This is a genomic window from Castellaniella hirudinis, assembly GCF_042651965.1.
In the GTDB taxonomy this organism is placed as follows: domain Bacteria; phylum Pseudomonadota; class Gammaproteobacteria; order Burkholderiales; family Burkholderiaceae_B; genus Castellaniella; species Castellaniella hirudinis.
The window spans coordinates 176,827-198,948 of sequence record NZ_JBHSDY010000002.1; the positions used below are offsets into that span (position 1 = coordinate 176,827).

Below are 22,122 nucleotides of genomic sequence, written 5' to 3' on the forward strand. Positions count from 1 at the left end.
CACCATGTCCATCGCCGATATCCGCCAGACCTACCAGAAATTCGAACTGCTCGAATCCGCCGCGGCCGCCGACCCCTACGCCCAGTTCGACCAGTGGTTCCAGCAGGCCCTGCACAGCGAGGTACGCGAGCCGACCGCGATGACGCTGGCGACGGCGGACGTGGCCGGCCGCCCCTCGGCGCGCATCGTGCTGCTGAAAGGCTTCGACGCCCAGGGTTTTGTGTTCTACACCAACTACCAGTCCCGCAAGGGCTCGGAGCTGAGCGCCAACCCTCAGGCGGCGCTGCTGTTCTTCTGGCCGGAACTGGAACGCCAGGTCCGCATCGAAGGTCCCGTCAGCCCCGTCTCGGCGGAAGAGTCCGACGCCTACTACGCCAGCCGCCCGCTGGGTTCGCGCATCGGCGCCTGGGCCTCGCCCCAGAGCCGGCCCATGACCCACGAAGCCCTGGCCGAACGCGTCGCCGAACTGAGCCGCACGCTGGGCGACGATCCGGCCCGCCCGCCGCATTGGGGCGGCTACCGGCTGCAGGCGACCCGCGTCGAATTCTGGCAGGGCCGGCCTTCCCGCCTGCACGACCGCCTGGTCTACGCGCGCGACGCCGAAGGCGACTGGGCGCTCGACCGCATCGCCCCCTGAAGCCCCATGCGCTCTCCCCCCAAGTCCGCCGATTTCCCGGCCCTGTTCTTCCGCTCGGCCCTGGGCCGGTTTCCGACCGGCGTCACCGTCGTCACGGCGCAGCATCCCGGCACCGGCGCCCCGCTGGGGCTGACGATCAGTTCTTTCAGCTCGGTCTCGCTGGAACCGCCGATGGTGCTGTGGACGCTGACGCACACGGCCGCGTCCCTGGCGGCCTTCAAGGCGCTGGACCGCTACGTCATCCACGTGCTGTCCGCCGGACAGGTCGATCTGGCCCGGCGCTTTGCCAAGGGGCCGCAAGACGAACGTTTTGCCGGGCTGGAGCTGGATCACGCGCCCAACGGCACGCTGATGCTGGCGGACACCCGCTGCGCCGCCTGGTTCGAATGCCACAACACCCAGCGCCATGAGGCCGGCGACCACACCATCTTCGTCGGCCAGGTGGAACACTGCCACCGCCAGTTGCTGTCGCCGCTGATCTATCACGCGGGCGACTTCGAACTGACCCCCGGCAGTGAACCGCTGTCCCGCAACTGAAGCCCGACCCGCCCCTGACCGCAGCCCGGGCCGACCCCGCGCTGCCCCGACACCCATCATGCACGACTACATCCTGACTCTTTCCTGCCCCGACCGCATGGGCATCGTCCATACCGTCAGCGGCTGGCTGCTGACGCATCACGGCAATATCGTGCATGCTCAACAATTCGGCGACCCGGATTCGTCACGCTTCTTCCTGCGCGTGCATTTCGCCCTGCCGGCCGCCGAGCCGGTCGAGTCCCTGGCGGCCGATTTCGCCGGCATCGCCGAGCGCTTTGAAATGCAATACAAGTTCCACGACGCGGCCCGCAAGACCCGCCTGCTGGTGCTGGTCAGCCGCCAGGGGCATTGCCTGAACGACCTGCTGTTCCGGGTGAGCGGCGGGCAGATGCCTGCCGAAGTGGCCGGCGTGGTGTCGAATCATGCGGATTTCCGCGCGCTGGCCGCATCCCACGGCCTGCCCTTCCATCATCTGCCCGTGACGGCGGACACACGCGCCGCGCAAGAAGCGCAGATCCTGGACCTGATCGAGCGCGAACAGGTCGACCTGGTGGTGCTGGCGCGCTATATGCAGATCCTGTCGCCGGCGCTGTGCCGCGCCCTGGAAGGCCGCGCCATCAACATCCATCACAGTTTCCTGCCCGGCTTCAAGGGCGCGCGGCCCTATTACCAGGCGCATGCGCGCGGCGTGAAGCTGATCGGGGCGACGGCGCACTACGTGACCGAGGACCTGGACGAAGGCCCCATCATCGAGCAGGACATCGAACGCGTCGACCACGCCATGGGTCCGGCGGATCTGACGCACATCGGCAGCGACATCGAATCCGTGGTGCTGTCGCGCGCGGTGCGCTGGCACGTCGAGCACCGCATCCTGCTGAACGGCCACCGCACGGTGGTGTTTCGCTAGGGAGCCTCGTCCCGAAGCGACCCGGCCTGGCTCAAGCCGAGCCGGACGTCGTTTCCAGCTCGAACAAGTTGGTCACTTCGACCTCAAACACCTGGGCCTCGTCCTGGTTGAACAGGCGCCAGGTCCAACGGATGATGCCCAGGTCAGAGCGCGTGGACGACACGCGCTTGGAATCCACCGTCGCTTCCAGCCGCAGCCGGTCGCCCGGGCGCACCGGGTGCATCCAGCGCAGGCGATCCAGGCCCGGCGAGGCAAAGCATTCGGAATCGTGCAGGACGGCCTCGACGGCCATGCGCATGGCCAGCCCGCAGGTCATCCAGCCGCTGGCGATCAGGCCGCCCCAGCGACCCTCGCGCGCACGTTCGGCGTCGGTGTGAAACCACTGGGGGTCGTAGGCGCGGGAAAAAGCCAGCATCTCGGCCTCGTCCACGGTGACCGGGCCGTGATGAATCACCAGGCCAGGTTCGAAATCCTTGAATTTCATCGAAAAATGCTCCGGAAAGCGGAAAGAAATGCCCCCACGCTGCGCCCTTCGGGCTTGCTGCCCCCCGAGGGGGTGCTTTTTGCCTTAGGGCGGCCTGGCGGCAAAAAATGCCCCCACGCTGCGCCCTTCGGGCTTGCTGCCCCCCAAGGGGGCACTTTTTGCCTTGGGGCGGCCCGGCGGCAAACGATATAACCAGCCGTTGAGTGTAGCCTCAATCGAAGGCGGCCGACGCGCGCGTGATCCGATCGTTGATGCCCTGCCAGTCAGGCCCGGCCGGCGGCCGCTGCAGCAGGATGCGGTCGTAGCCGGCCTCGTCCAGTTCGCGCAGCAGCGCATACAGGCGGCGCGCATACACGACGGGATCGGCGGGCAGCACGACCCACTCGGCCCCGGCGGGCGCTGCACCCGGCGCGGCGCCCAGCACCACAGCCGCCACGCGGCGGCTGCCGGCCCCCGGAATGCGCGCACCTCCGACCCAGGCAGCCAGATCGCCCGCCGTCACCAGGGACACCGGCGTGCGCGGCGCATAGTGCGCCTTGAGCGAACCCGACACCCGGGGCGCCGCCGCATCCGGCAAGGCCGGCGCCACGCCCAGCACCTCGGCGATCTGCGCAGCCGTCACGTGTCCGGGGCGCAGCAGCACGGGGCCGACGCCCTGATCGAGACGCGACAGGTCCAGAATGGTGGATTCGATGCCGACGTCCGAGGCGCCGCCTTCCAGGATCATCAGCGCATGGCTGTCCAGGTCCGGGAATTCGCCGCGCACGTGATCGGCGCGCGTGGGCGAGACCTGGCCGAACTGATTGGCCGAGGGCGCCGCCACCCCGCCGAAGCCATGCGGCTTGAGCGCGGCAAACGCATGCAGCAAGCGCTGCGCCACCGGATGCGAAGGGCAGCGCAGGCCGATGCTGTCCTGACCCCCGCTGACGGCATCCGGGATGCGGGCCGCGCGCGGCAGGATCAGGGTCAGCGGCCCCGGCCAGAAGGCCGCCATCAGCAGCCGGGCCTGAGGCGAAATCGAAGCCGCCCAATAGCCCGGATCGGTGTCCGGCGACAGATGGACGATGACGGGATGGTTGGCCGGCCGCTGCTTGGCGGCGTAGATGCGCGCGATGGCTTCGGGGTTTTCGGCGTCGGCGCCCAGGCCGTAGACGGTCTCGGTCGGGAAGGCCACCAGCCGGCCCTGGGCCAGCCGCTGGGCGGCTTCCAGGATCTGATCAGGGCCGGCTTCGGCCGGAGGCGCATCCGAACGCGGCGCGGCCGCGTCTCCCGCGTCCGAGCGCGGATCAGGCATCGGGCAGCCCCAGCACGGCCGACACCCGGGCGATGCGCTCGCGCAGTTGCGCGGCGTCCGCCCCGAGAATGTTCACATGGCCCATTTTCCGGGCGCGGCGCGCCTGGGATTTGGCGTACAGGTGCAGGCGCGTGCCGGGCACCGCCAGCACGCCCGCCCAGTCCGGCTCGCACTGCCGGTCCTGCGCGTCAAACCACAGATCGCCCAGCAGATTGAGCATCGCAGCCGGCCGCAGCGACTCGGTATCGCCCAGCGGCAGACCGGCCATGATGCGCGCCTGCTGCTCGAACTGGCTGACCAGGCAGCCGTCCTGGGTGTAGTGGCCGCTGTTATGGGGGCGCGGCGCCATTTCATTGGCCAGCACACGGCCGTCGCGCAGCACGAAGAATTCCACGCACAGCACGCCGTGGTAATCCAGGTGCCGGGCCAGGGACAGGGCATGGCTGCGCGCTTGACCGGCGACGTCGGACGGCACGGAACCATCCGCGACCGACAGCGCCAGAATGCCGTCACGGTGGGCATTGCGCGAAGGCGGATAGCTGACGGCGCGGCCCTGCAGGTCACGCGCCACCACCACCGAAATTTCATAATCCAGCGGCTGCAAGGCTTCCAGCACGCAGGGCACGCCGTGCAGCGCCTGGAAGGCCTCGTTGGCCTCGCCGCGCGAGGCCACGCGGACCTGGCCTTTGCCGTCGTAGCCCAGGCGAGCGGTCTTGAGAATGCCCGGGAACAGCGCGTCGGGACAGGCGTCTACGTCGGCTGCGGACTGGATGGCCGCATGCGGCGCCACCGGCACGCCGGCGGCCTGGATGTAGGCTTTTTCCGCCAAACGGTCCTGGGCCACCGCCACCGCGTCGCCTGAAGGCGTCGTGATGCGCGACTGCGCCAGACGGCGCAGGCTGTCGGCCGGGACGTTCTCGAATTCCGTGGTCACGGCGGCGCAGCGCTGCGCCAGGCGGTCCAGCCCGGCCGCATCGTCATAGGCGGCGCGGATGTGCTCATCGGCCACCATGCCCGCCGGACAGGTCGCGTCGGGGTCCAGCACGGCCACCCGGTAACCCAGGGCCTGAGCCGCCTGGCAGAACATGCGGCCCAACTGGCCGCCGCCCAGCACGCCCAGCCAGGCGCCCGGAGACAGCGACGTCGCCGTGTCCACAGCCCCGCTCATGACGCCTCCGGCGGCACGGCCATGGCGCGCGCGACACCGGTCTGGCGCGCGCGGTAGTCTTGCAGTTTCTGCAGCAGGGCCGCGTCCGTCATGGCCAGGTTGGCCACCACATGCAGGGCGGCGTTGGCCGCGCCCGCCTCGCCGATAGCGAAGGTGCCGACCGGCACGCCGCGCGGCATCTGCACGATGGACAGCAGGGAATCCTCGCCGCGCAGGTAGCGCGAAGGCACGGGCACGCCGAACACCGGCACCGGCGTCAGCGCCGCCATCATGCCGGGCAGGTGGGCCGCGCCGCCCGCCCCCGCGACGATGGCGCGCAGACCGCGCGCCACCGCCTGGGCGCCATAGTCGACCATGTCCAGCGGCATGCGATGCGCGGACACGACCCGGGACTCATAGACGATGCCGAATTCGTCGAACACCGCCGCTGCGTGGCGCATCACGTCCCAGTCGCTGGACGAGCCCATGATGAGGCCGACCGCCGGGGCCTGGGCGCCCTCGCTCATTTCACCCCCTGGGTCAGCCGGTCCAGGGCTTCGCGGTACTTGGCCGCCGTGCGTTCCAGCACGTCGGCGGGCAGGCGCGGCGCCGGGGCGGTCTTGTCCCAGTCCTGGGTTTCCAGCCAGTCGCGCACGAACTGCTTGTCGAAGGACGGCGGGCTGATGCCCACGGCGTAGCCGTCGGCCGGCCAGAAGCGCGAGGAGTCCGGCGTCAGCACTTCGTCCATCAGGTGCAGCGTGCCGCGCGCGTCCAGGCCGAACTCGAACTTGGTGTCGGCGATCAGAATGCCCTGGCTGCGCGCGTATTCGGAGGCCTCGGCGTACAAGGCCAGTGTGACGCGGCGCAGTTCCGCGGCCAGGTCGGCGCCCACCTGGGCGACCACGTAGTTGAAATCGACGTTCTCGTCATGCTGGCCGAATTCGGCCTTGGCCGCAGGCGTGAAGATCGGTTCCGGCAGGCGTTCGGCCTGACGCAGCCCCGGCGGCAGCGCGATGCCGCAGACTGCGCCGGAGGCCTGGTAGTCCTTCCAGCCCGAACCGATGATATAGCCGCGCGCGACGGCTTCGACCAGAATCGGTTCCAGGCGCTTGACCACCATGGCGCGCCCGGTCACCTGGTCCCGTTCACCGGGGGCGACCACGTCTTCCGGGGCGATACCGGTGACGTGCGTGGGAATCAGGTGCCCCAGGCGCCCCAGCCAGAATCCGGTCAGGGCCGTCAGGACCTGGCCCTTGCCGGGGATGGGGTCGTCGAGAATCACGTCGAAGGCCGAGATCCGGTCGGTGGCGACGATGAGCAGCTTGTCTTCGCCCACGGCGTACATGTCGCGGACCTTGCCGCGCCCCAGCAGGGGCAGCGACTCGATGTTGGATTGGAGCAAGGCCTTCATGGGGATTTATTTCACCAATTGCTGGAGTTCGCCGGACGCGTAGCGCGCGGCCATGTCGGACAGCGGGATCGCCTTGATCTTGGAGGCGTTGCCGGCGGTGCCGAACTGCTCATAGCGGGCCAGGCAGACCTTTTTGGCGGCCTCGCGGGCCGGCTTCAGGTATTCGCGCGGGTCGAACTTGGCGGGGTTTTCCGCCATGAAGCGGCGGATGGCGCCCGTCATGGCCAGGCGGATGTCGGTGTCGATGTTGACCTTGCGCACGCCGAACTTGATGGCTTCCTGGAGTTCTTCCACGGGCACGCCGTAGGTTTCCTTCATGTCGCCGCCGAACTGGCGGATCTCGGCCAGCAGTTCCTGGGGCACGCTGGAGCTGCCGTGCATCACCAGGTGGGTGTTGGGCAGGCGGGCGTGGATTTCCTTGATGCGCTGCACCGACAGGATGTCGCCGGTGGGCTTGCGCGTGAACTTGTAGGCGCCGTGGCTGGTGCCCACCGCGATGGCCAGGGCGTCCAGCTGGGAACGCTTGACGAAGTCGGCGGCCTGCTCGGGATCGGTCAGCAGTTGCTCGCGGGTCATGGTGCCCTCGGCGCCGTGGCCGTCTTCCTTGTCGCCCTTCATGGTTTCCAGGGAGCCCAGGCAGCCCAGTTCGCCTTCGACGGTGATGCCCAGCTTGTGGGCCATCTTGACGACCTGCTGGGTCACGTCCAGGTTGTATTCGTAAGAGGCGATCGTCTTGCCGTCGGCCATCAGCGAGCCGTCCATCATGACGCTGGAGAAACCCAGGTTGATGGCGCCCTGGCACACCTCGGGCGACTGGCCGTGGTCCTGGTGCATGACCACGGGGATGTGCGGATAGGAATCGACCGCAGCCTGGATCAGGAGCTTGAGGAAACCCTCGCCCGCGTATTTGCGCGCACCGGCCGACGCCTGCATGATCACGGGGCTGTCGGTCTGGGCGGCGGCCTCCATGATGGCCTGGACCTGCTCCAGGTTGTTGACGTTGAACGCGGGGATCCCGTAGCCGTGCTCGGCCGCGTGATCGAGGAGTTGACGCATGGAAACCAGGGCCATGGCTGGACCTCCAGAAAGAGTGGATAGTGAAAAAACCGGATTCCGGGATTTTAAGGCGGAACGGGAATCAGTGCTGGCGCACGGGACGCCGCCGGCGAACGCCCCGTCCAACGGATCCGGATCAGCCTGAACGCCGCGCGGCCTTGGGCCGGAACGCCCGCACCACGGCGTCATGCGTCTCGACATAGGGGCCGCCGATCAGATCCAGGCAGTACGGCACGGCGGCGAAAATGCCGGGCACCTGGACGGCGCCGTCCTCATCGCGCAGGCCTTCCAGGGTTTCCCGGATGGCCTTGGGCTGGCCGGGCAGATTGATGATCAACGCGGCGTGGTCGGCCAATTCACGGATCACCGCCACCTGACGCGACAGAATCGCCGTGGGAACGAATTTCAGGCTGACCTGGCGCATCTGCTCGCCAAAGCCGGGCATCTCGCGCGTTGCCACGTCCAGCGTCGCCTCGGGCGTGACGTCGCGCCGCGCCGGACCGGTCCCGCCGGTGGTCAGCACCAGATCGCAACGCGCTTCATCCACCAATTCGCGCAGCGTGGCGGCAATGCCGGCCCGCTCGTCCGGGATCAGCCGGGCGATCACTTGCGGCGGCCGCGTCAGGGCGGACGCCAGCCAGTCCTGCAAGGCGGGAATGCCCTGATCCTGATAGACGCCGGACGAGGCCCGGTCGGACACGGACACCAGCCCCACGATCAGTTCATCGGGGTGGCTGCGGCGCAGCGGGAAGGAATCGCTCATGGGATAGACTGTCTGAAGATGGAAACCCATACATTCTATTAGGCAGTGAACACAAACACTCTGCTGCTCGTCGGCGGCGACCTGTGCGCCCGCACCGCAAACGTCCTGGACCCGGACGCCTGGACCTGCATCGGCCTGCGGCGACGGGCCATGGCGGCCGCGCCCGGCGCCCGCATCCGCTGGCTGCGCGCCGATCTGGCCGATCGCGCCGTCCTGGCCGGGACGCTCACGGCCACCCCCATCACCCATCTGCTGTACGCCCCTGCGCCCGATGCGCGCACGCCCGAAGCCTACGCCCGCGCCTATCCCCTGGGCCTGCGGGCGCTGCTGGACGCCCTGCCCGGCCTCGACCGGCTGCAACGCTGCGTGCTGGTCGATTCGACCGCCGTCTGGGGGCCGGACACGGCGGGCATCCATCCCAGCCGCGATTCGGCGCGGGCCGATCCGCCTGCCGGCCCGTGGGTGGATGAGGACACACCCGCGACGCCGGCCGATTTTCGCGGCGCGGCCATGCTGGAAGCCGAATCCCTGCTGCACGCCCGGCTGCCCGGGCGCGGCGTCGCCCTGCGCCTGTCGGGCCTGTACGGCCCCGGGCGGCTGCGCCTGATCGACGGCCTGCGCGCCGGACGGATCGCCGCGCCGGACGGCCCGGGCCACTGGGCCAATCGCATCCACGTCGACGACGCGGCGCGGGCCTGCGCCCATCTGCTGAGCCTGGACGCGCCCCGGTCCTGCTACATCGGCACCGACGACCGCCCGATGCCCACGGCGGACCTGTACGACGCGCTGGCACGGATGGCAGGCGGACCGTCCCCCGCCCGGGAACCCCGCCCGCCCGAAGGCAAGCGCCTGTCGAACGCGCGGCTGCGGGCCAGCGGCTGGACGCCCGCCTGGCCCGACATGCTCGACGGCTATGCGGCCTGCCTGGCTGACGAGCGCCCCGGACCTGAAATACACTGACCTCATGCCGAACATGCCCTCTACGTCATCACTCGAACTCAGCACGACTCTCAGCCTGCGCAGCGGCGACCAAAGCTGGGGCACGGAACGGCGCATGGCCCTGCTGGCGGCCATCGGCACCGAAGGCTCGATCAGCGCGGCGGCGCGCAAAGTCGGACTCAGCTACAAGGCGGCCTGGGACGCAGTGGACCTGATGAACAGCCTGGCCGGCGATCTGCTGGTCGAGCGCGTCACGGGCGGCAAACGCGGCGGCGGCGCGCATCTGACCGAGCGGGCGCGCGAACTGATCGCCTGGTATCAGGCGGCGCAGGCGGAACATCAGCGCTTCATGGAAAACCTGACGCGTGTGGGCCCCAACGGCGCCCGCCATCTGGATCTGCTGCATCACATGACGCTGCAGACTTCGGCCCGCAACTGCTACGAGGGCACCATCGGCGCCATCGAGTCCGGCCGCATCAATGACCGCATCCGGCTGGACCTGGGCGAAGGCGTGTCCCTGAATGCCACGCTGACCCACGCCAGCACCGAACGGCTGGGCCTGGCCGAAGGCCGGCGCGCCCTGGCATTCCTGAAAGCCCAGGCCGTACGCATCCGCCCGCAGGCGGCCAGCGCCGCGGATCTGAACCTCTGGACCGGTCTCATCGACCATCGCACGGATGACGACACGCTGGCGGAGATCAGCCTGGACATCAACGCCAAGGTCCGCATCACCGGGCTGGCCGCCCCCGGCGCCCCTCGCGGCAGCCTGCTGGCCGGCACCACCGCCACGGCCTGTTTCCAGGCCGCCGACGTGCTGATCGGGACGCTGGATTGAGGCGACGCCTCAGGCCCCTACGACCCGCTCAACCTGCTCCGCACTCCCCTGAATTTCCCCGTGGGCGATGTGGAACACCTCATCCGCCAGCGCCTGGACATCGGCCTGGTCATGCGTGATCAGCACGGTCGGGATGTCGATGTCACGCTGCAGTTGCGCCAGTTCTTCCCGCATCCGCACCCGCAGGCCGGTGTCCAGGGCCGACAGGGGCTCGTCCAGCAGCAACAGGCCCGGATCGGTCGATAGCGCGCGCGCCAGAGCCACGCGCTGACGCTGGCCGCCCGACAATTCGGCCGGATAACGGTCCAGCAGCGTGGTCAGGCCGAAGGCCCGCACCCAGCGCTGCGCCGGCTCCGGCAGATCGCGGCGGCCGTGCAGGTTCAACCACCCCCGCCGCAGGCCAAAGCCGATGTTCTGCCGCACCGTCAGGTGGGGAAACAGCGCATAGTCCTGGAACAGATAGGCCAGCCGCCGGGCGCGCGGCGGCACGTCCACCCCCGCCCCGGCATCGAACAGGACACGGCCGGCGACCTCGATCCGGCCCCGGTCCGGGCGCAACAGCCCCGCAATGGCCTGCATCGTCAGACTCTTGCCCGACCCCGACGGGCCGAACAGCGCCACGCGCCGGGCATCGGTGCGCCAGCGCGGCCGCAGCAGGAAACCCTCATCGCCGCCGACGCGGCATTCGATCTCGACGGACAGACTCATGACGCACTCCGGCGCGCGGACCGTCCCTGGCGACCGCCGCGCCCGCCGGGCATCAGCCAGGACGCCAGGCACAGGATCACGACGCAGGTCACCGACGTGACCAGCACCAGGACGTTGGCCGTGTCGTCATTGCCGGCCTGGACCGCCTCGTAGATGGCGATCGACAGGGTCTGCGTGCGCCCTGGAATATTGCCGGCCACCATCAGCGTTGCGCCGAATTCGCCCAGCGCGCGCGCAAAGGCCAGCAAGACCCCGGCCAGAATGCCGCGCATCGCCAGCGGCAGGCTGACGCGGAAGAACACGGCGGCCGGCGACACCCCCAGCACGGCAGCAGCCTGCTCCAGGCGGTGGTCCACGTCCAGAAACGCCGCGCGCGCAGCCTTCAGCACCATCGGAAACGCCACCACGGCGGCGGCCACCACCGCGCCCTGCCAGGTAAAGACCAGCTCGATCCCATACGACTGCAGCCACTCACCCAGCCAGCCGCGGCGGCCGAACAGCACCAGCAGGTAATAGCCGGTCACCGTGGGCGGCAGCACCATGGGCAGGGTCAGAAAGGCGTCGACCACGTCGCACCAGTGCGAAGACCAGCGCGACAGCCCCCAGGCCACCGCAATCCCGCCGATCGTCGCCAGCACGGTCGCCCAGCCGGCGACTTTCAGCGACAGCAGCAAGGGGACCCAGATACCGTCCATTGAAACGACCCGCCCTGTTTCAGATCAGACTGAGGCCGGCCTGCTTACGGCTTGGCGAAGCCATAGCGGGCCAGCACGGCCTGGCCGTCGGCCGACATCACGAACTTCAGGAAATCCGCGGCCTCCGGCGCACGGCCGTCGCGCTGGACCAGGGCGATCGGGTAGACCACCGGCGTGGGCGTCTCGATGGCCTGGACGACCTTGACCTTGTCCTTCATGATCGCGGCGTCGGTGGCGAAGACGAAGCCGGCATCGACCTCGCCGCGCTCCACATAGCTGAGCACCTGGCGCACGTTCTCGCCCAGGATCTCATGCGCCTTGACCGTGTCCCAGGCGCCGGCCTTTTCCAGGGCGGCCTGGGTGTAGCGGCCCACCGGCACAGAGGCCGGATTGCCCAGCGCGATGCGCGTCACGCCGTCCTTCTTCAGGTCGGCCAGCGACGCGATGCCGCGCGGATTGTCGGCCGGCACCACCAGCACGACTTCGTTGCGCACGAAATTCACCCGGGTCGCGGGATCCACGGCCTTGGCGGCCTCGGCCTTGTCCATGGCCTTCTGGTCCGCCGAAGCGAACACGTCGGCGGGCGCGCCTTCGGTGATCTGGCGCAACACCACATCCGACGCGCCGAAGGTCGTCAGCACCTTGGTCCCCGGGTGGGCGGTTTCGTATTGCGTCGCCAGTTCCTTGAACGCATTGGTCAGGCTGGCAGCCGCCGACACCAGGACTTCACCGGCGAAGGCCGGCATCACCATGCTGGTCAGGGCGCACGCGGCCACCCAGGTACGAATCTTCATGCAGAGCTCCTTTGGTTTCGATCTTCGTCATCGTCACAGTCCGCCCGGTCCCGGGATCCGGGAAGACACCGGGCAGGCAAGGCGTTCATCGTAATATATATAGGTATATTCCGCTATTCAGTCTGCGTGATGATTGATATTGGACAAGCGCGCCCGCCTCGCGGCCTGCGTGCCGCCCGGATCCGTCAGGCGGGTAAAATCCCTCCATGCCCAAGACGGACGCCCTTGCAAAACGGGCGCAGCCCTCCCCCTTCCCGACGATCGACACTTTCCTGGACGCCTTGTGGCTGGAGGACGGTCTGGCGGACAACACCCTCGCCGCCTACCGGCGTGACCTGAGCGCCTTCGGCACGTGGCTGCGCACCGCGCATGGCCGTCCGCCCGAAGCCGCTCGGCAGGAAGACATCCAGGCCTGGCTGGCCGCCCAGCACCGGCAGACCAAGGCCAGCACCGCCAACCGTCGCCTGGCGGCCCTGCGGCGCTTCTTTCTATGGGCGATGCGGCGCGGCCTGTGCGCCGAAGACCCCTGCCTGGGCCTGCGCAGCGCCCGGCAGCCCGCCCGCTTCCCCAAGACCCTGTCCGAAGCCCAGGTCGAAGCCCTGCTGGCCGCGCCGGACGTGGACGCCACGCTGGGCCTGCGCGACCGCGCCATGCTGGAAACCCTGTACGCCACCGGCCTGCGCGTCAGCGAACTGGTCGGCCTGGCCGTCCAGGACCTGAGCCTGAGCGACGGCGTGGTGCGCGTCGTCATGGGCAAGGGAGGCAAAGACCGCCTGGTGCCCCTGGGCGCCGAGGCCCTGCACTGGATCGAGCGCCACCTGCGCGAAAGCCGGCCCGCCATCCTGGGCGCGCGCCCCTGCGACGCCCTGTTCGTCACCGCCCGGGGCGCCGCCATGACGCGCCAGGCCTTCTGGCTGCTGATCAAGAAATACGCCCTGCAGGCCGATATCCGCGTGCCCCTGTCGCCCCACGTCCTGCGCCACGCCTTCGCCACCCACCTGCTGAACCACGGCGCCGACCTGCGCGTCGTGCAAATGCTGCTGGGCCATGCGGACATCTCCACCACCCAGATCTACACCCACGTCGCCCGCGAACGCCTCAAGACCCTGCACGCGCAACACCATCCGCGCGCGTGAGAGGCCGCACCCGCAAGGATTCCCCATGTCCAAGATCAAACACACCTCCGAGACCCCTGCGACCCACTGGCTACGGCAGCAGAAGATCCCCTTTGGCGAGCACCCTTACGATTACGTCGATCACGGCGGCGCGCGCGAGGCCGCCAGCCAGTTGGGGGTGCCGCTGCATCAGGTCGCCAAGACGCTGATCATGGAAGACGAGCAGGCCCGGCCGCTGGTCGTGCTGATGCACGGCGACTGCGAGGTGTCCACCAAGAACCTGGCCCGCCAGACCGGGGCCAAGAAGATCGCGCCCTGCTCGCCCGACACGGCGCAGCGGCATTCGGGCTATCAGGTCGGCGGCACCTCGCCCTTTGCGACGCGCAAGCGCATGCCCGTCTGGGTCGAGGCCGGCCTGCTGGATTACGACACGGTGTACCTGAACGGCGGACGGCGGGGCTACCTGATCAGCGTGGCGTCCAGTGTGCTCAGCGGGGCGCTGGGCGCCAAGCCCGTGACGGTGGCTTTGGGCGACGAAGGGCAAGCGCCCGGGGCCTAAGCGCCGCCCGACAGGCGCCGCTCGGCCCAGCGGGCCAGACCCAGCAGTTGCTCGTCCCGACCCGGCGCGCCCACCCACTGGATGCCCAGGGGCAGGCCCGAAGCCCCCATGGCCGTGGGCAATGCCAGACACGGCAGCCCCAGCAAGGTCCAGGCGCGGTTCATGACGGAATCGCCCGCATGGCTCAACGTCGCCGGCGCCTGTCCGCAGGCGCTGTAGGTCAGGATGGCATCGTACTGGGCGAATACCCGGTCCAATTGCCGGCGGCCCCAGGCCGCCCGGTCCAGGGCCTGACGATAATCCGCCCAGGCATGCGACCAGCCGCGCGCCAGGCGCCCTCTCAGGGCGGGACTGAGCAGATCCGGATGAGCGTGCTGCTCCGGCAGCAGGGCGCGGGCCGCCTCGAACTCCATCACCAAGGCCTGGTCGCTCGCCAGATGCTCCAGTGCCTCGGGCAGCTCGACCCTGGACAGGCGCGCGCCGGCCGCCGCCAGCCGCTCGGCCGCCTCGTGCAGGTGCGCGACGGCGTCGGCCTGGGCATGAGCTTGCAGAAACCCAGGACAGAAGGCTATCCTCGGACCATGCACCGACACTGCCGACGCCGCCGGCATCGACAAGGGACGGTAGGCCAGGACACCGGCCAGCAAGGCCACGTCATCGACGCTGCGGGCCATCAGGCCGATGGTATCCAGGGATTCGGCCACGGACTTCAGGCCGGCGCGATTGATCAGGCCAAACGAAGGCTTGAAACCGACGATGCCGCAATAGGCCGCGGGACGGATCGTGGAACCGCCGGTTTGCGTGGCCAGGGCCAGGGGCACCATCTGCGCGGCCACGGCGGCGGCCGAACCGCTGGACGAGCCTCCGGGCGTGTGATCCGGGTGGTGCGGGTTGCGCGTGGACGCGGGCGTGACGTAGGCGAACTCCGAGGTCGCGGTCTTGCCCAGAATGATGGCGCCCGCCCGGCGGGCGGCCGCCACGCAGGCGGCGTCCAGCCCGGGACGCGCACCGGCATGGATGGGGGACTGGCAGCGCGTGGGGAAACCCTGGACGTCCAGCACGTCCTTCACCCCCAGCGGCAGGCCATGCAAGGGACGCGTGGCGGGCAGGCGGTCGCAGGCGCGGGCCTGTTCCAGGGCCTGGCTCGCCTGGACCTCGACCCAGGCATGCAGATGCGGCTCCCGCTCGGCGATGCGCTCCAGGCACGCGGACACCAGGCGTTCGCTGGTCAGGGTTCCGGCGCGCAAGGCCGCCAGGGCCTGCGTGGCCGTCAATGCGATCGGCATGGCGGACTCCCGGTCAGGCAGGCGGATGCAGGCGATGCCAGTGCCGGGCGATATCGATGCGCCGGCAGATCCAGACATGCTCATGCTGACGGACATAGTCCAGGAACCGGGCGAGGCCGGCCGCCCGGCCCGGATGGCCGACCAGCCGCATGTGCAGCCCCACCGACATCATGCGAGGCTGCTCCCGGCCTTCTTCGTAGAGCATGTCGAAGGAATCGCGCAGGAACGTGAAGAAGTCCTCGGCGGTGGCGATGCCGCTGCGCACGAACTTGCCGTCGTTGTGCGCCTGGGTATAGGGGATGACCAGCCGGTGCTCGCCGTCCGCCATCCGGACCCAATACGGCAGTTCGTCCGCATAGCTGTCCGAGTCGTACAGAAACCCGCCGTGCTCGGCCAGCAGGCTGCGGGTATGTTCCGTCGGCGCATAGCGGCAGTACCAGCCCGCCGGTCGCTCCCCCAGGCTTTTTTCCAGCGAGGCGACCGCGCGGGCGATGTCATGCGCTTCCTGTTCCCGGGTCCGGCCCTGGGGCGGCGTCCAGCGCCAGCCATGGCTGCACACGTCGTAGCCGGCCTCGCGGATGGCCTGCGCCACGGCGGGATTGCGCTCCAGCGCCAGGGCGCAGGCAAACACGGTGGCAGGCATCCGGCGTTCGCGCAGCAGGCGCAGGATGCGCCAGATGCCGACGCGGCTGCCGTACTCGAACATCGATTCGGCGGCCATGTCCCGTCCCGGCAGGCCGCTGCTGCTGACTTCCGTCAGGCCCAGCTCGGATCGCGCGTCGCCGTCGGGATACGAGGCTTCCGAACCCTCTTCGTAATTCAGGACGATGTTCAGTGCCAGGCGCGCGTCGCCCGGCCAGCGGGGATCGGGCGGCTTGCCGGCGTATCCCACGAAATCGCGTTGGTTCGTCATGTCTTCCTTGTGGCAGAAAGGCCGGCGTCGTCCACACGGACGCCGGCCAGGTCCCAGTAGCTCAGCGGGTGCGCCCGGAAGCCGCTCACGCCAGGCCGCGTTCCCGCCAGCGTATCCGATCCGTAGAGCACGATCACCGGCACGTCCCTGGCCAGAATCTCTTGCGCAGCGGCATACAGGCGGTCCCGCTCTACGGGGTCGACGGCATGCCGTGCCTGCGCGACCAGTTCGTCCAGCGCCGGATTGCTGTAGCCCGTGCTGTTGAAACTGCCCCCGGTGCAGAACTCACGGGAAAACAGCATGTCCGCATGGGCGCGCGTGCCCATGCCCTGGAAGGCGATCTGCCAGTCCGTGTCGCAATAGACCATCGGCCACCAGGGCGGATCGTCGTAGCCGCGCATGTCCAGGCGCAGGCCCAGGGGTTCCAGCATGGCGCCCACGTCGCCCGCCACAGCGGGCATGGGCGACACCCGGGTCATGACGCCTTGCAGGATCTCGCTCCCGCCCGCCGCCGAAGACCGATCACCCGCCGGACGGGCCGCCTCCGCCGGCACGGGCGCATGATCCTCGCCCCAGACCGCCGACGTGGCCCGGCCGTGGGGGCCCGCATACCGCTCGACCAAGGCCTGGCGGTCCAGGGCGCGCGCCACTGCGCGGCGACGTTCCGGGTCATCGAAAGGCGGGCGGCGGCAATTCATGGCCAGCGTCAGCCGCGTGCTGGAACGCGCGTGCGTGATGGCCGCCAGGCCCGCATCGCGCAGACGCCCGGCCTCGGCCGCGGGCACGACCTCCATGACGTCGAAGTCGCCGGATTCGATCAGCCGGGTGCGCGCGCCCCCGTCCGGCGCCCAGGTGACGAGCAGTTCGTCCACGTGGATGTCGTCGGCGTTCCAGTAATCCGCAAAGCGCTGCAGACGCAGATGGCTGCCGCGCACCCATTCGACCAGACGGAAGGCGCCCGCGCCGCAGGGTTGCAATGCAGTGTCCGCCACGAGATGGCAGCGGCCCGCCAGGTGGTGCAGAAAGGCGGGCCAGGGCCGGTGCAGTTCGAACACCACCTCGTGGTCGTTCAGGGCGCGCACGGCGCGCAGCGGCTCGAAATCCCGGGGCAGCACCGACCCCGTGCGCGAATCGAGGATCCGCTCGAAATTCCAGACGACGCTCCGGGCATCCACGGCGCTGCCGTCGTGGAAACGCAGGCCCTCGCGCAAGATGAAGCGGTAGACGCACTGATCATCCGACACGCGCCAGGCACTCGCCAGTTCCGGCTGGATCTGCATCTCGTGATCGAGACGGACCAGATTGGGGCAGATCAGCTTGAGCACCGGCGTGGCGGCGCTGGAATCGGACAGGCGGGTGTTCGGATCCAGCGACACCATCTCGTGCAGGCTGACGAGGCGCAGGCGCCGCGCGTCCCCCACGTCACTCTTGAGCACGGCGGACCTCCTGCAGCATCACTTCCACCGGCACTTGCAGGCGGGTGTATTCCGTGTCGTCCCCCTGATGCGTGCGGCCCAGGATCACCGCCACCTCCGTGTGGCTGTCGATGCTGGTGAAGGCATAGTGCCACACCGCCAGGCGGTAGACGACGCCCTGGTTCGGCGCGCAGATGAAGGCGCGCAGCGTGGATAGATCCAGCGCGCCGTCCGGCGTGGAGCAGGCCACCACGACCAGACTGCGGGTGACGCCGCCCAGCGGGATGAAGGTCTGGGGAGAATGCGGATGCCGCTCCAGCAGGTCCACGTGGATCACGGGCTCGTCGACATGCGGGAGCCGGTTGACCGTCATGCCGAAGCGGACGTCGGCACGCGGCGCGTCGAACGGCACGGCCATGGGACGCCGGGGCGCGTCGCCCGCATGCTCGATGACTTCTCCATAGGGCGCGAAGGCGCCGTCGGACAACAGTTGGGGTTGCAGGCGCATGGCCTGGTTCGAAAGATGTCTCATGCGTTTAGGTGAACAGTTGATGGGGCAGCCACAGCACGATGCCCGGGAAATAAATCAGCAGGGCCACCAGCAGCAGCATGGCCAGGACAAAGGGCAAGGCACCGATGTAGACGTCGGTGATGTGCCCCCTGCTGAGGCGAATGTTCTGAACCACGAACAGGTTCAGCCCGACCGGCGGGGTGATCAGGGCCATCTCCATCATCAGGACCATGAAGATGCCGAACCACAGGGGATCGAAGCCCAGGCTGACGACCAGCGGCACCACCACGCCGACGGTGGTGACCATCATGGCGATGGCCTCCAGGAAGCAGCCCAGCAGCAGGTAGAAGACGACCAGCGCCCAGATGGTGACCATGGGCGACAGGTGCAGGTCGCGCACGTACTCGGACAACATCTGGGGCACGCCCGCCATGCTGAGCGCGAAGTTCAGCACGAAGGCGGCCATCACCACCAGGATGACCATGGCCGTGGTGCGCAACGCCGCCAGGAACGCGCCGTGCAGCATGGCGATGGACAGCGTGCGATTGGCGGCGGCGATCACCAGGGAGCCGACGACGCCGGCGGCGGCGGCCTCGGTCGGCGTGGCCCAGCCCAGGTAGATGCTGCCCATGATCAGGCAGAAGATCAGCGCCACCGGCAGGATGTCCAGCAGCAGTTTCAGGCGCTGCGCCAACGCCAGCGCCTTGCGCTCGTCCTTGGGGGCGACGTTCTTGAGCAGCGACATCACCACGATGATGCCCATCATGATCAGCGTCAGGACGAGCCCCGGCACGATCCCGGCGGCAAAGAGCTTGCCGACCGAGGTTTCGGTCAAGGCGCCGTAGACCACCATATTGATGCTGGGCGGAATCAGGATGCCCAGGGTGCCCCCGGCCGCGATCGACCCCAGGACCAGGCGTTCCTGGTAGCCCAGCGACTTGAGCGTAGGCAGCGCCACCGTGCCGACGGTGGCCGCGGTCGCCACGCTGGAGCCCGACGTGGCGGCGAACAGGGCCGAGGTCACGATATTGGTGTGCAGCAAGCCGCCGGGCAGCCAGCGCAGCCAGGCGGCCAGCGCCCCGTACATCCGGTCCGCCACCCCGCTGCGCGTCAGGATCTCGCCCAACAGGATGAACAGCGGAATCGCCACCAGCAGGAACTCGTTCATCGTGTTCCAGAGGATGTTGCCCATCATATTGGGCAGGATCTGCAGGGTGAAATAGTCGCTGACCAGCGCCGTCATGAGGATGGCGCTGGCGACGTGAATCCCCGTCATCAGGAACAGGGTCAGGCCGACCAGATAGAACAGTCCGAGGATCATGGCTGGCCTCCCGTCCGGGCGCTCATGCGCGCTTGCGCCAGGGCCACTTCCTGCTCGATTTCTTCATCGAGGTTGGCCGACCCGAATTCACGGACCACCGTCTGCCAGTCGCCGGCCAGCAGCTTGAGCAGCGCACGCAGGGCATGCACCCCCAGCGTGAAGCAGAACCACGTCAGCGCGCCGGCCCACACGCCCTGAGGCACCGCCAGCGGCGTGCGCAGCGGGCTGATGGCCAGGGCCCGCATCTGGTGCGAGGTCTGGACCACCTCGATCGCCTTGAGCATCAGCAGCACGGCGACCAGCAGCAGGAGAATCTGGGTGACGACGTCGAAAAAGGCGCGCAGCTTCAGGGGGAAGACCTGGGTCAGCACGTCGATGCGGATGTGCGCGCGATCGTACATGGCCTGGGCGAAACCGATGGAGGCGCAGATGGCCAGGCAATAGCCGCCATATTCGTCCACGCCCTGGAAGGAATAGTTGAACAGTTTGCGCAGCAGCACATTGACTGTGATGGCCACGGACAAGGCCAGCAAGGCCCAGCCGGCGACCAGGCTGACGCGGCCGGTCAAGGCATTCAAAGCCTGATCCAGCCGATCAATGAATAAACGCATGAGAACTTCCTGGTGAAAAAGGCGGCGCCCGCGGACCGGCCGACGGCAGGCTTGCAGGCGCCGCGCAGTGGACTACGGCTGGATGCCGGCGGCGGCGCCGATCGTCTTGAACCAGTCGTCGCCGCAGGTGCTTGAAGCGGCATTGCAATCCTGCAGCCACAGCGGGATCAGGTCGCTCTTGAGCAGATCGTTCACCCGTTGCTGGTCAGCCGGCGTGCTTTTGACCAGGGTCATCTTGCCGAGCTTGCCGTCGCACGGCGTGCGGCCGATATTGCAATTGATGCCGTTTTCATGGCTTTCGCGGCCCATGGCCCACAGATCACCTTCCAGCTTCTTCAGTTCCCCGGCCAGCGAGGCCTGCTGTTCGGCCGACAGCTTGTCCCAGAACGCCTTGCGGGCCACGTGCAGCACCGCGCCCGCGCCCCCCACGGGAATCGGCAGCAGGCTGTCGGACACCTCGAACCAGTCGTTGCTATTGCCGTACTGGCTGCCCGTGACGGCGCAATCCACCACGCCCTGCATCAGCCCCTGATAGACCTCGGGGCCGGCCAGGGTGACGCTCGCGCCGCCCAGGCTTTCGACCAGCTTGGCGCTGAGCGCGCCGCTGACCCGCACCTTCTTGCCGCGCAAGTCGTCCAGGCTTTTGACCTGGCCCTTGCAATACAGGATCTGGAACGGAAAGGACCAGGTCGTCAGCAGCTTGGCGTTGAAGCGGGTGTCGAGTTCCTTTTCCAGCACGGGCTGGTAGGCTGTCAGGTTGCGCTGCAGGTCACCGAAGGTAAAGGCCGCCCCCGGCAGATCGGCGCCCATGAGCACCGGCGCCTCGCCGCTGACGAAGGAAATCTGGAACGACACGATGTCGAAGGCGCCGCTTTGCAAGGTCCGCAGGGACTCGAAGCCTTTCAGGCCCAATTCGTCGATGGTGCGGAAATTGGCCTTGAACTGCCCTTGCGTGCGTTCGCCGATCTTTTCCCAGAAGGGGCGTTCCAGCTTCTGTGACTGGGGCTGATTGCCGTACCAGCCGAGGACGCGGACGTTCGTGACGTCGGCGGCCCAGGAGGCGCTGGCGAAGAGGGCTCCGCACGCCAAAGCGGTCAGGGCTTTTCCAAAGAACTGCATGATTCTGTCTCCTCGTGGCTGCGTGGTGGTGAATGAAAAAACGTAGGGATACCGCAGCGATCACGGCCATTTTATGGATGCTGATAAAATAAACAAGTATTAATTTTTTCCAATTCAGAATAGGTTTTACTTATAGTGAATCTGCGACTTCTGGAAATCTTCAGGGCGGTCATGCAAAGCCACACCACCCTGGGCGCCGCCCGCGTGCTGCAAATCTCGCAACCGGCGGTCAGCACGGCCATCCGCCAGCTCGAGGCGCAGCTGGGCCTGGCGCTGTTCGATCGCCGGGCCAACAGGCTGGTGGCCCGCGACGAGGCCAAGATCCTCTACGAGCAATCGGATTCCATTTTCCTCATGCTCCATACGCTGTCGCAGACGGCTGAAGAACTGAAGGAAAACCGATACGGTCACGTGCGCGTGGTCGCGACGCCGCAACTGGGGCATACCGTCCTGCCGATCGCGATCCAGGACCTGCTGGCGCAACGCCCGAACGTCAAAGTGTTCTTCGACGTGCGACGCTCGTACACCGTGGTCGAGAAGGTGGAATCCGGCGCCGCCGACCTGGGCCTGGCCATCGCCCTGGAGCCCGAGCTGAGCAGCAGCGTCCAGATGATCCCCATCGCCTCGATCGGCATGGTGTGCGTCATGCGCGACACGCATCCCCTGAGCCAGGCGTCCGTCCTGCGGCCCGCCCAACTGGCGGAGCACGCCTTGATCGGCCTGGAGATGGGGTCACGACTGGGTCCGCTGGTGCGGGGGGCTTTCAAATCCGAGCAGACCCCCTACCGCGTCAACGTGGAAGTGCGCTATTCCGAGACCGCCTGCCTGCTGGCTAAAGCGGGGGCCGGCATCGCCATCGTGGATACCTTCTCGGCCCTTGCGCACGCGCAGCCCGGCTCCGACCTGAAGATCATCCCCTTCCAGCCGGACATCCGGCTGGATACCTGGGCCATTCTGGCGAAACATCGGACGGCATCCCGGCTGACGATGGCGCTGGTGGATTCGATCCAGCAATGCACCCGCCAGTTCCTGGATCAGGCCGTCAGCCGGCATCTGCTGACGTGA

Annotated in this window: 25 protein-coding genes; 8 read left to right on the forward strand and 17 right to left on the reverse strand. The window is 68.3% G+C overall.

Translation table 11 applies throughout. From position 1 onward, the window contains the following. The first annotated feature begins 4 nt into the window (after positions 1 to 4). Genes pdxH through purU form a run of 3 tightly spaced genes read left to right on the forward strand, consistent with a single transcriptional unit; the run spans position 5 to position 2,081 of the window. Entirely contained in the window at positions 5 to 637 is a 633-nt protein-coding gene (pdxH, locus tag ACFO0J_RS03070; RefSeq protein ID WP_376811586.1) for a pyridoxamine 5'-phosphate oxidase, read from the forward strand. Positions 638 to 643: 6 nt separating this feature from the next. Then, positions 644 to 1,174 (forward strand): flavin reductase family protein, encoded by a 531-nt coding sequence (locus ACFO0J_RS03075; protein WP_376811587.1) that lies wholly within the window; start codon positions 644 to 646, stop codon positions 1,172 to 1,174. Between the two features lie 58 nt (positions 1,175 to 1,232). Continuing rightward, complete coding sequence (purU, locus tag ACFO0J_RS03080) at positions 1,233 to 2,081, forward strand: formyltetrahydrofolate deformylase (RefSeq protein WP_376811588.1); 849 nt, start codon at positions 1,233 to 1,235, stop codon at positions 2,079 to 2,081. A 31-nt stretch (positions 2,082 to 2,112) separates the two neighbouring features. On the opposite strand, the gene ACFO0J_RS03085 is transcribed toward purU, so the two are convergent. From ACFO0J_RS03085 to mog, 7 genes are all read right to left on the reverse strand, one after another. Further along, positions 2,113 to 2,565, reverse strand: coding sequence for a MaoC family dehydratase (locus ACFO0J_RS03085; protein ID WP_376811589.1), 453 nt, complete (start codon positions 2,563 to 2,565; stop codon positions 2,113 to 2,115). A 211-nt stretch (positions 2,566 to 2,776) separates the two neighbouring features. Further along, complete coding sequence (locus tag ACFO0J_RS03090) at positions 2,777 to 3,859, reverse strand: L-threonylcarbamoyladenylate synthase (RefSeq protein ID WP_376811590.1); 1,083 nt, start codon at positions 3,857 to 3,859, stop codon at positions 2,777 to 2,779. After that, entirely contained in the window at positions 3,852 to 5,027 is a 1,176-nt protein-coding gene (locus tag ACFO0J_RS03095) for a 5-(carboxyamino)imidazole ribonucleotide synthase (RefSeq protein ID WP_376811591.1), read from the reverse strand. Before ACFO0J_RS03095 ends, ACFO0J_RS03090 begins: the two co-directional genes overlap by 8 nt. After that, entirely contained in the window at positions 5,024 to 5,533 is a 510-nt protein-coding gene (gene purE, locus ACFO0J_RS03100) for a 5-(carboxyamino)imidazole ribonucleotide mutase (protein ID WP_376811592.1), read from the reverse strand. Before purE ends, ACFO0J_RS03095 begins: the two co-directional genes overlap by 4 nt. Continuing rightward, complete coding sequence (locus ACFO0J_RS03105) at positions 5,530 to 6,417, reverse strand: phosphoribosylaminoimidazolesuccinocarboxamide synthase (protein WP_376811593.1); 888 nt, start codon at positions 6,415 to 6,417, stop codon at positions 5,530 to 5,532. The genes purE and ACFO0J_RS03105 overlap by 4 nt, the downstream gene beginning before the upstream one ends. A gap of 6 nt (positions 6,418 to 6,423) precedes the next feature. Further along, positions 6,424 to 7,488, reverse strand: coding sequence for a class II fructose-bisphosphate aldolase (gene fba / locus ACFO0J_RS03110; RefSeq protein WP_376811594.1), 1,065 nt, complete (start codon positions 7,486 to 7,488; stop codon positions 6,424 to 6,426). 121 nt (positions 7,489 to 7,609) lie between these two features. Next, a complete protein-coding gene (gene mog / locus ACFO0J_RS03115; RefSeq protein WP_376811595.1) occupies positions 7,610 to 8,236 on the reverse strand; it encodes a molybdopterin adenylyltransferase in 627 nt (208 codons plus the stop codon). Between the two features lie 45 nt (positions 8,237 to 8,281). Here mog and ACFO0J_RS03120 point away from each other — a divergent pair, with 45 nt between their 5' ends. Together ACFO0J_RS03120 and ACFO0J_RS03125 are read left to right on the forward strand one after the other, a co-directional pair. After that, positions 8,282 to 9,196: a Rossmann-fold NAD(P)-binding domain-containing protein gene (locus tag ACFO0J_RS03120; RefSeq protein ID WP_376811596.1), complete on the forward strand. Its 915-nt coding sequence runs from the start codon at positions 8,282 to 8,284 to the stop codon at positions 9,194 to 9,196. A 4-nt stretch (positions 9,197 to 9,200) separates the two neighbouring features. Continuing rightward, positions 9,201 to 10,010, forward strand: coding sequence for a TOBE domain-containing protein (locus tag ACFO0J_RS03125; RefSeq protein WP_376811597.1), 810 nt, complete (start codon positions 9,201 to 9,203; stop codon positions 10,008 to 10,010). Between the two features lie 9 nt (positions 10,011 to 10,019). Here the strand turns inward: ACFO0J_RS03125 and ACFO0J_RS03130 are convergent, their stop codons facing one another. Genes ACFO0J_RS03130 through modA form a run of 3 tightly spaced genes read right to left on the reverse strand, consistent with a single transcriptional unit; the run spans position 10,020 to position 12,207 of the window. Beyond that, complete coding sequence (locus tag ACFO0J_RS03130) at positions 10,020 to 10,718, reverse strand: ABC transporter ATP-binding protein (RefSeq protein WP_376811598.1); 699 nt, start codon at positions 10,716 to 10,718, stop codon at positions 10,020 to 10,022. Then, positions 10,715 to 11,413 (reverse strand): molybdate ABC transporter permease subunit, encoded by a 699-nt coding sequence (gene modB / locus ACFO0J_RS03135; protein WP_376811599.1) that lies wholly within the window; start codon positions 11,411 to 11,413, stop codon positions 10,715 to 10,717. The genes ACFO0J_RS03130 and modB overlap by 4 nt, the downstream gene beginning before the upstream one ends. Before the next feature lie 44 nt (positions 11,414 to 11,457). Then, entirely contained in the window at positions 11,458 to 12,207 is a 750-nt protein-coding gene (modA, locus tag ACFO0J_RS03140) for a molybdate ABC transporter substrate-binding protein (RefSeq protein ID WP_376811600.1), read from the reverse strand. 206 nt (positions 12,208 to 12,413) lie between these two features. Between modA and xerD the strand changes: the two genes are divergently transcribed. After that, positions 12,414 to 13,343 carry a site-specific tyrosine recombinase XerD gene (gene xerD / locus ACFO0J_RS03145; protein WP_376811601.1) on the forward strand — a complete coding sequence of 310 codons (930 nt, stop codon included), beginning with the start codon at positions 12,414 to 12,416 and terminating at the stop codon, positions 13,341 to 13,343. Positions 13,344 to 13,368: 25 nt separating this feature from the next. Then, positions 13,369 to 13,881, forward strand: a complete 513-nt coding sequence (locus ACFO0J_RS03150) for an aminoacyl-tRNA deacylase (RefSeq protein ID WP_376811602.1) — start codon at positions 13,369 to 13,371, stop codon at positions 13,879 to 13,881. On the opposite strand, the gene ACFO0J_RS03155 is transcribed toward ACFO0J_RS03150, so the two are convergent. The 7 genes from ACFO0J_RS03155 to ACFO0J_RS03185 form a co-directional block, all read right to left on the reverse strand. Beyond that, entirely contained in the window at positions 13,878 to 15,167 is a 1,290-nt protein-coding gene (locus ACFO0J_RS03155; protein ID WP_376811603.1) for an amidase, read from the reverse strand. The genes ACFO0J_RS03150 and ACFO0J_RS03155 overlap by 4 nt on opposite strands. Positions 15,168 to 15,180: 13 nt before the next feature. Then, positions 15,181 to 16,080 carry an allantoinase PuuE gene (locus ACFO0J_RS03160; protein WP_376811604.1) on the reverse strand — a complete coding sequence of 300 codons (900 nt, stop codon included), beginning with the start codon at positions 16,078 to 16,080 and terminating at the stop codon, positions 15,181 to 15,183. Then, positions 16,077 to 17,516, reverse strand: coding sequence for an ABC transporter substrate-binding protein (locus tag ACFO0J_RS03165; RefSeq protein ID WP_376811605.1), 1,440 nt, complete (start codon positions 17,514 to 17,516; stop codon positions 16,077 to 16,079). Before ACFO0J_RS03165 ends, ACFO0J_RS03160 begins: the two co-directional genes overlap by 4 nt. Continuing rightward, positions 17,503 to 18,003, reverse strand: a complete 501-nt coding sequence (locus ACFO0J_RS03170) for an ureidoglycolate lyase (RefSeq protein WP_376811606.1) — start codon at positions 18,001 to 18,003, stop codon at positions 17,503 to 17,505. The genes ACFO0J_RS03165 and ACFO0J_RS03170 overlap by 14 nt, the downstream gene beginning before the upstream one ends. A 28-nt stretch (positions 18,004 to 18,031) precedes the next feature. Then, positions 18,032 to 19,327 carry a TRAP transporter large permease gene (locus tag ACFO0J_RS03175; RefSeq protein WP_376811607.1) on the reverse strand — a complete coding sequence of 432 codons (1,296 nt, stop codon included), beginning with the start codon at positions 19,325 to 19,327 and terminating at the stop codon, positions 18,032 to 18,034. Further along, on the reverse strand, positions 19,324 to 19,938 hold the full coding sequence (locus tag ACFO0J_RS03180) for a TRAP transporter small permease subunit (protein WP_376811608.1): 615 nt from the start codon (positions 19,936 to 19,938) through the stop codon (positions 19,324 to 19,326). The genes ACFO0J_RS03175 and ACFO0J_RS03180 overlap by 4 nt, the downstream gene beginning before the upstream one ends. A gap of 72 nt (positions 19,939 to 20,010) precedes the next feature. Next, positions 20,011 to 21,057: a TRAP transporter substrate-binding protein gene (locus tag ACFO0J_RS03185; RefSeq protein WP_376811609.1), complete on the reverse strand. Its 1,047-nt coding sequence runs from the start codon at positions 21,055 to 21,057 to the stop codon at positions 20,011 to 20,013. A 135-nt stretch (positions 21,058 to 21,192) separates the two neighbouring features. Here ACFO0J_RS03185 and ACFO0J_RS03190 point away from each other — a divergent pair, with 135 nt between their 5' ends. After that, positions 21,193 to 22,122: a LysR substrate-binding domain-containing protein gene (locus ACFO0J_RS03190; RefSeq protein ID WP_376811610.1), complete on the forward strand. Its 930-nt coding sequence runs from the start codon at positions 21,193 to 21,195 to the stop codon at positions 22,120 to 22,122.

Coding starts and splice junctions, on each gene's coding strand:
- pdxH (WP_376811586.1), top strand. CDS start 5: ATGTCCATCGCCGATATCCGCCAGACCTACCAGAAATTCGAACTGCTC.
- ACFO0J_RS03075 (WP_376811587.1), top strand. CDS start 644: ATGCGCTCTCCCCCCAAGTCCGCCGATTTCCCGGCCCTGTTCTTCCGC.
- purU (WP_376811588.1), top strand. CDS start 1,233: ATGCACGACTACATCCTGACTCTTTCCTGCCCCGACCGCATGGGCATC.
- ACFO0J_RS03085 (WP_376811589.1), bottom strand. CDS start 2,565: ATGAAATTCAAGGATTTCGAACCTGGCCTGGTGATTCATCACGGCCCG.
- ACFO0J_RS03090 (WP_376811590.1), bottom strand. CDS start 3,859: ATGCCTGATCCGCGCTCGGACGCGGGAGACGCGGCCGCGCCGCGTTCG.
- ACFO0J_RS03095 (WP_376811591.1), bottom strand. CDS start 5,027: ATGAGCGGGGCTGTGGACACGGCGACGTCGCTGTCTCCGGGCGCCTGG.
- purE (WP_376811592.1), bottom strand. CDS start 5,533: ATGAGCGAGGGCGCCCAGGCCCCGGCGGTCGGCCTCATCATGGGCTCG.
- ACFO0J_RS03105 (WP_376811593.1), bottom strand. CDS start 6,417: ATGAAGGCCTTGCTCCAATCCAACATCGAGTCGCTGCCCCTGCTGGGG.
- fba (WP_376811594.1), bottom strand. CDS start 7,488: ATGGCCCTGGTTTCCATGCGTCAACTCCTCGATCACGCGGCCGAGCAC.
- mog (WP_376811595.1), bottom strand. CDS start 8,236: ATGAGCGATTCCTTCCCGCTGCGCCGCAGCCACCCCGATGAACTGATC.
- ACFO0J_RS03125 (WP_376811597.1), top strand. CDS start 9,201: ATGCCGAACATGCCCTCTACGTCATCACTCGAACTCAGCACGACTCTC.
- ACFO0J_RS03130 (WP_376811598.1), bottom strand. CDS start 10,718: ATGAGTCTGTCCGTCGAGATCGAATGCCGCGTCGGCGGCGATGAGGGT.
- modB (WP_376811599.1), bottom strand. CDS start 11,413: ATGGACGGTATCTGGGTCCCCTTGCTGCTGTCGCTGAAAGTCGCCGGC.
- modA (WP_376811600.1), bottom strand. CDS start 12,207: ATGAAGATTCGTACCTGGGTGGCCGCGTGCGCCCTGACCAGCATGGTG.
- xerD (WP_376811601.1), top strand. CDS start 12,414: ATGCCCAAGACGGACGCCCTTGCAAAACGGGCGCAGCCCTCCCCCTTC.
- ACFO0J_RS03150 (WP_376811602.1), top strand. CDS start 13,369: ATGTCCAAGATCAAACACACCTCCGAGACCCCTGCGACCCACTGGCTA.
- ACFO0J_RS03155 (WP_376811603.1), bottom strand. CDS start 15,167: ATGCCGATCGCATTGACGGCCACGCAGGCCCTGGCGGCCTTGCGCGCC.
- ACFO0J_RS03160 (WP_376811604.1), bottom strand. CDS start 16,080: ATGACGAACCAACGCGATTTCGTGGGATACGCCGGCAAGCCGCCCGAT.
- ACFO0J_RS03170 (WP_376811606.1), bottom strand. CDS start 18,003: ATGCGCCTGCAACCCCAACTGTTGTCCGACGGCGCCTTCGCGCCCTAT.
- ACFO0J_RS03175 (WP_376811607.1), bottom strand. CDS start 19,327: ATGATCCTCGGACTGTTCTATCTGGTCGGCCTGACCCTGTTCCTGATG.
- ACFO0J_RS03180 (WP_376811608.1), bottom strand. CDS start 19,938: ATGCGTTTATTCATTGATCGGCTGGATCAGGCTTTGAATGCCTTGACC.
- ACFO0J_RS03185 (WP_376811609.1), bottom strand. CDS start 21,057: ATGCAGTTCTTTGGAAAAGCCCTGACCGCTTTGGCGTGCGGAGCCCTC.